The organism is Humidesulfovibrio sp., from assembly GCF_035560995.1.
Lineage (GTDB): Bacteria > Desulfobacterota > Desulfovibrionia > Desulfovibrionales > Desulfovibrionaceae > Humidesulfovibrio.
Window position 1 is genome coordinate 1 of sequence record NZ_DATMYK010000349.1, and the last position, 4,233, is coordinate 4,233.

4 protein-coding genes are annotated in these 4,233 nt (G+C 66.6%); all 4 read left to right on the forward strand.

Features of this window, described 5'->3' with window-relative positions; translation table 11 throughout:
• Positions 1-1,067, forward strand: a 1,067-nt coding sequence (locus VN419_RS13845) for an MltA domain-containing protein (RefSeq protein ID WP_325647804.1), incomplete at its 5' end; no start/stop codon positions are given.
• A complete protein-coding gene (locus VN419_RS13850) occupies positions 1,064-1,720 on the forward strand; it encodes a DUF4254 domain-containing protein (protein WP_325647805.1) in 657 nt (218 codons plus the stop codon). The genes VN419_RS13845 and VN419_RS13850, both read left to right, overlap by 4 nt.
• A 23-nt stretch (positions 1,721-1,743) precedes the next feature.
• A complete protein-coding gene (gene gatB, locus VN419_RS13855; RefSeq protein WP_325647806.1) occupies positions 1,744-3,174 on the forward strand; it encodes an Asp-tRNA(Asn)/Glu-tRNA(Gln) amidotransferase subunit GatB in 1,431 nt (476 codons plus the stop codon).
• Between the two features lie 34 nt (positions 3,175-3,208).
• On the forward strand, positions 3,209-4,233 hold a 1,025-nt coding region (gene mtnA / locus VN419_RS13860), incomplete at its 3' end, for an S-methyl-5-thioribose-1-phosphate isomerase (RefSeq protein ID WP_325647807.1).

A 4,233-nucleotide genomic window follows, 5' to 3' on the forward strand; every position in this document is an offset into this window, starting at 1 on the left:
GGCTTGATCCGGCCAGCCAGTCCCTGCCGTCCTTCGCCGCCCTTGCCGGTCCCCTGCGGGCCAGCCTGGACTATCTTTCCCGGCAGCGGGCCGACGCTCCCGCCCTGGTGCAGCCCGGCGGCAGTCTCAGCTGGGGGCAGCTGCGCGACACCGCCCGCGAACTGGCCGACCTGCTGCCCGAGCTGGACGCCAATCCCGGCCTCCTGGCCGAGCGCTTCGTGTGGTACGAACTTTCGCCGGGTCCGCTGGTGACGGGCTATTATTCTCCCGAAATTCCGGCCAGCCTGACGCGCCAGCCGGGCTACGAGCACCCGCTGTACGGCCAGCCGCCGGACCTGCGCCAGGCCAGCCAGTCCGAGCAGCAGGCCGGGCGGCCCAAGGCATACCGCGTGACAGGCGGGGCCGTGCTGCCCTATCATGACCGCAAGGCCATCGACATGGACGGGGCCCTTTCCGGCCAGGGGCTGGAGATCGCCTGGGTAAAAAGCCCCCTGGACGCCTTCACCCTGCAGACCGAGGGCGCGGGCACGCTGGTGCTGCCCGACGGCAGCCGCCGCACCGTGCAGTTCAAGGCCGGAAACGGTTATGAATTCACCGGGCTGGGCCAATTGCTGCTGGCCAACGGCGCCCTGCCCAGAGAGAAGCTCGCGCGCGAGTCCATCCGCCAGTGGTGCGCGGAAAATCCTGAGCGTGCGCAAGAGGTTATGGTCCAGAATCGCTGCTACGTGTTTTTCGAGCTGCGCAGCGGCCCCAGCGCCGGAGCCATGGAAAAACCGTTGACTGCGCTGGTCAGTCTGGCTACAGACCCAAGTCTTCTGCCCATGGGAACCGTGGCCGCCTTGGACCTCGGCCTGCCCGGGCAAAACGGCGGCGCGCCCGTCGGCTTCCATGGGCTGGTTCTGGCCCAGGACACCGGCTCCGACATCAGGGGCCACCGGCTGGATCTCTACCTGGGCGGCGGCGAAAAGGCCGAGCGCCTGGAAGGGGGCCTGCGCGGCAGCGCGGGGCTGCATCTATTGGTCAGCAAGAACGCGCTTCGGACCAAGGCATACACGAGAGGACAATGAGCAATCTTTCCTGCGACGACATCCGTTCCCTGTTGCGCCGGGCCTTCGAGGCCCAGGCGGTCACCGTGGCCGACTGGCACCGCCAGGAGCCCGCCTTTTCCGCAGAAACCCCCGAAGCCGCCGATGGCGAGGGCTTTCTCGACCTGCTCCTGCGCCAGCACTGGTGCAACTTCCGCCTGTGGCACGTGGAGGACCGCGCGCGCCGCAAGGACGCCGGGGCCGAGCTCATCGCGGACTGTAAATACGCCATCGACAAGCTGAACCAGCAGCGCAACGATCTCATCGAGCGCCTGGACCTGTTCCTGGTGCAGGCGCTTATGCCCCTGCTGCCAGCCCAGGCCGAGGGCGCCCGCGCCCGCTTCAACACCGAGACCATCGGCGTGGCCCTGGACCGGGGCTCCATCCTGGCCCTCAAGATGTACCACATGCGCGAGCAGGCCGAGCGCGCGGGCGTGACGGCCGACTTCGTGGCCGAGTGCAGCCGCAAGCTCGCCGTGCTCACCGAGCAGCGCGCCGACCTCGAGCAGTCCGTCCTCGACCTCGTGGAGGACTTCGCCGCGGGCCTCAAGCGGCCCAAGGTCTACTACCAGTTCAAGATGTACAACGACCCGCGCCTGAACCCGGAACTCTACACCCGCAAGGCCGGGGCCTAAGGCGCGAAGGGAAGGGGGAGCGCATGGCCAGATATGAAACCGTCATCGGCCTTGAGGTGCATGCCCAGCTCAAGACCCAGTCGAAAATCTTCTGCTCCTGCTCCACGCGCTTCGGCGTGGACCCCAACGAGAACACCTGCCCGGTGTGCACCGGCATGCCCGGCGTTCTGCCCGTGCTGAACCGCAAGGTGGTGGAGTACGCGGCCAAGATGGGCCTGGCCATCGACTGCGAGATCAACCGCAAGAGCATCTTCGCGCGCAAGAACTATTTCTACCCCGACCTGCCCAAGGGCTACCAGACCTCCCAGTTCGAGCTGCCCATCTGCGAGCGCGGCCATGTGGACATCGTCACCTCCAAGGGGACCAAGCGCGTGGGCGTCACGCGCATCCACATGGAGGAGGACGCGGGCAAGAACATCCATTCCGCCCACGACAACGCCAGCTACGTGGACCTGAACCGCTCCTGCGTGCCGCTCATCGAGATCGTCTCCGAGCCGGACATGCGCAGCGCCGAGGAGGCCGTGGCTTACCTGAAGGCCCTGCGCAGCATCCTGGTGTACCTGGACATCTGCGACGGCAACATGGAAGAGGGCTCCTTTCGCTGCGACGCCAACGTCTCCGTGCGGCCCTTTGGCCAGGAGGCCTTCGGCACCCGCGCGGAGCTGAAGAACCTGAACAGCTTCAAGCACGTGCAGAAGGCCATCGAGTTTGAGGTGGAGCGCCAGATCGATCTTGTCGAGGATGGAGAACAGGTGGTGCAGGAGACGCGCCTGTATGACGCGAACAAGGGCACCACGCACTCCATGCGCGGCAAGGAGGAAGCCCACGACTACCGCTACTTCCCCTGCCCGGACCTTGTGCCCCTGGTGCTTGAGGAAGCCTGGCTCGAGCAGTGGAAGACCGAGCTGCCCGAGCTGCCCAAGGCGCGCGAGACGCGCTTCAAGGAGCAGTACGGCCTCTCCGCCGACGCTGCCGAGGTGCTCACCGCCGAGCGGGACCTTTCCGAATATTATGAGGCGGCCGTAACAGCCTTCAACGAGCCCAAGAAGATCGCCAACTGGATCATGACCGACATCATGCGCGAGCTGAACGCCTCCGGCGGCCGCGCGGCGGACCTGAAGCTGGCCCCGCAGTCCCTGGCCGCCCTGGTGCGGCTGGTGGAAGAGGGGCAGATCAGCGCCAAGAGCGGCAAGGACATCCTGCCCGAGTTGCTGGAGACCGGCGGCGATCCCGAGGCGCTGGTCAAGGCCAAGGGCCTGGTGCAGATCTCCGACACCTCGGCCCTCGCGGCGGACATCGACGCCGTGCTGGCCGAGAACCCCAAGGAGCTGGCCGACTACCGCGCGGGCAAGACCAAGCTCATGGGCTTCTTCGTGGGCCAGATCATGCGCCGCACCAAGGGCCAGGCCAACCCGGCCGTGGTGAACCAGCTGCTGGCTGAAAAGCTTAAATAGCCTTTCTAAGTTTCATCAATTCAAAGGACCCCCCATGACCGAGCATATCCAGTACTCCCCGGAGAAGGACGCCCTCGTCCTGCTTGACCAGCGCTACCTGCCCACGCGTGAGGAATGGTTCGTCTGCAAGACCGTGAAGGACATCTGCGAGGCCCTCGTGGTCATGGTGGTGCGCGGGGCCCCGGCCATCGGCGTCACTGCGGCCTACGGCTGCTATCTTGCCGCGCGCGAAGTGGCCGCGGCTGGCGTTTCCGACTGGAAGCCCGCCCTGTCCGCCAAGCTGGAGGAGATAGCCTCCGCCCGGCCCACGGCGGTCAATCTGCGCTGGGCCGTGCGCCTTATGCAGGGCGAGTGGGCGAAGCACCCGGAATTTTCCCTCGATGAGCTGGCGGTGTACTGGCTGGGCAAGGCCAAGGTCGTGCACAGCGAGGACATCGCCACCTGCCAGGCCATCGGCGCGTCCGGGGCCAGCCTCATCAATGACGGCGACACGGTGATGACCCACTGCAACGCGGGCGCCCTGGCCACGGCCGGGTACGGCACGGCGCTTGCGCCCATCCGCGCGGCAGTGGCCCAGGGCAAAAAGGTCAAGGTCATCGCCAACGAGACCCGGCCCTTCCTGCAGGGCGCGCGCCTCACGGCCTATGAGCTGCACAAGGACGGCATCCCGGTGAAGGTGGCCTGCGACAACGCCTGCGCGCTTCTTATGCAGCGCGGCCTGGTGCAGAAGGTCATCGTCGGGGCTGACAGGATTGCGGCCAACGGCGACGCGGCCAACAAGATCGGCACCTTTGGCGTGGCGCTGCTGGCCAAGGAATTCGGCATTCCCTTCTACGTGGCCGCCCCGGTGTCCACCATCGACCCCGAGACCGCCGACGGCTCGCTGATCCCCATTGAGGACCGCACCCCGCGCGAAGTGACCCACGTGGGGCACACGCAGATCACCCCGGACGGCGTGGACGTGTTCAACTACGCCTTCGACGTGACCCCGGCGCGGCTCATCCATGGCATCATCACCGAGCAGGGCGTTTTGACCGCCCCCTACACGGAGGCCATAGC

Coding starts and splice junctions, on each gene's coding strand:
- VN419_RS13850 (WP_325647805.1), top strand. CDS start 1,064: ATGAGCAATCTTTCCTGCGACGACATCCGTTCCCTGTTGCGCCGGGCC.
- gatB (WP_325647806.1), top strand. CDS start 1,744: ATGGCCAGATATGAAACCGTCATCGGCCTTGAGGTGCATGCCCAGCTC.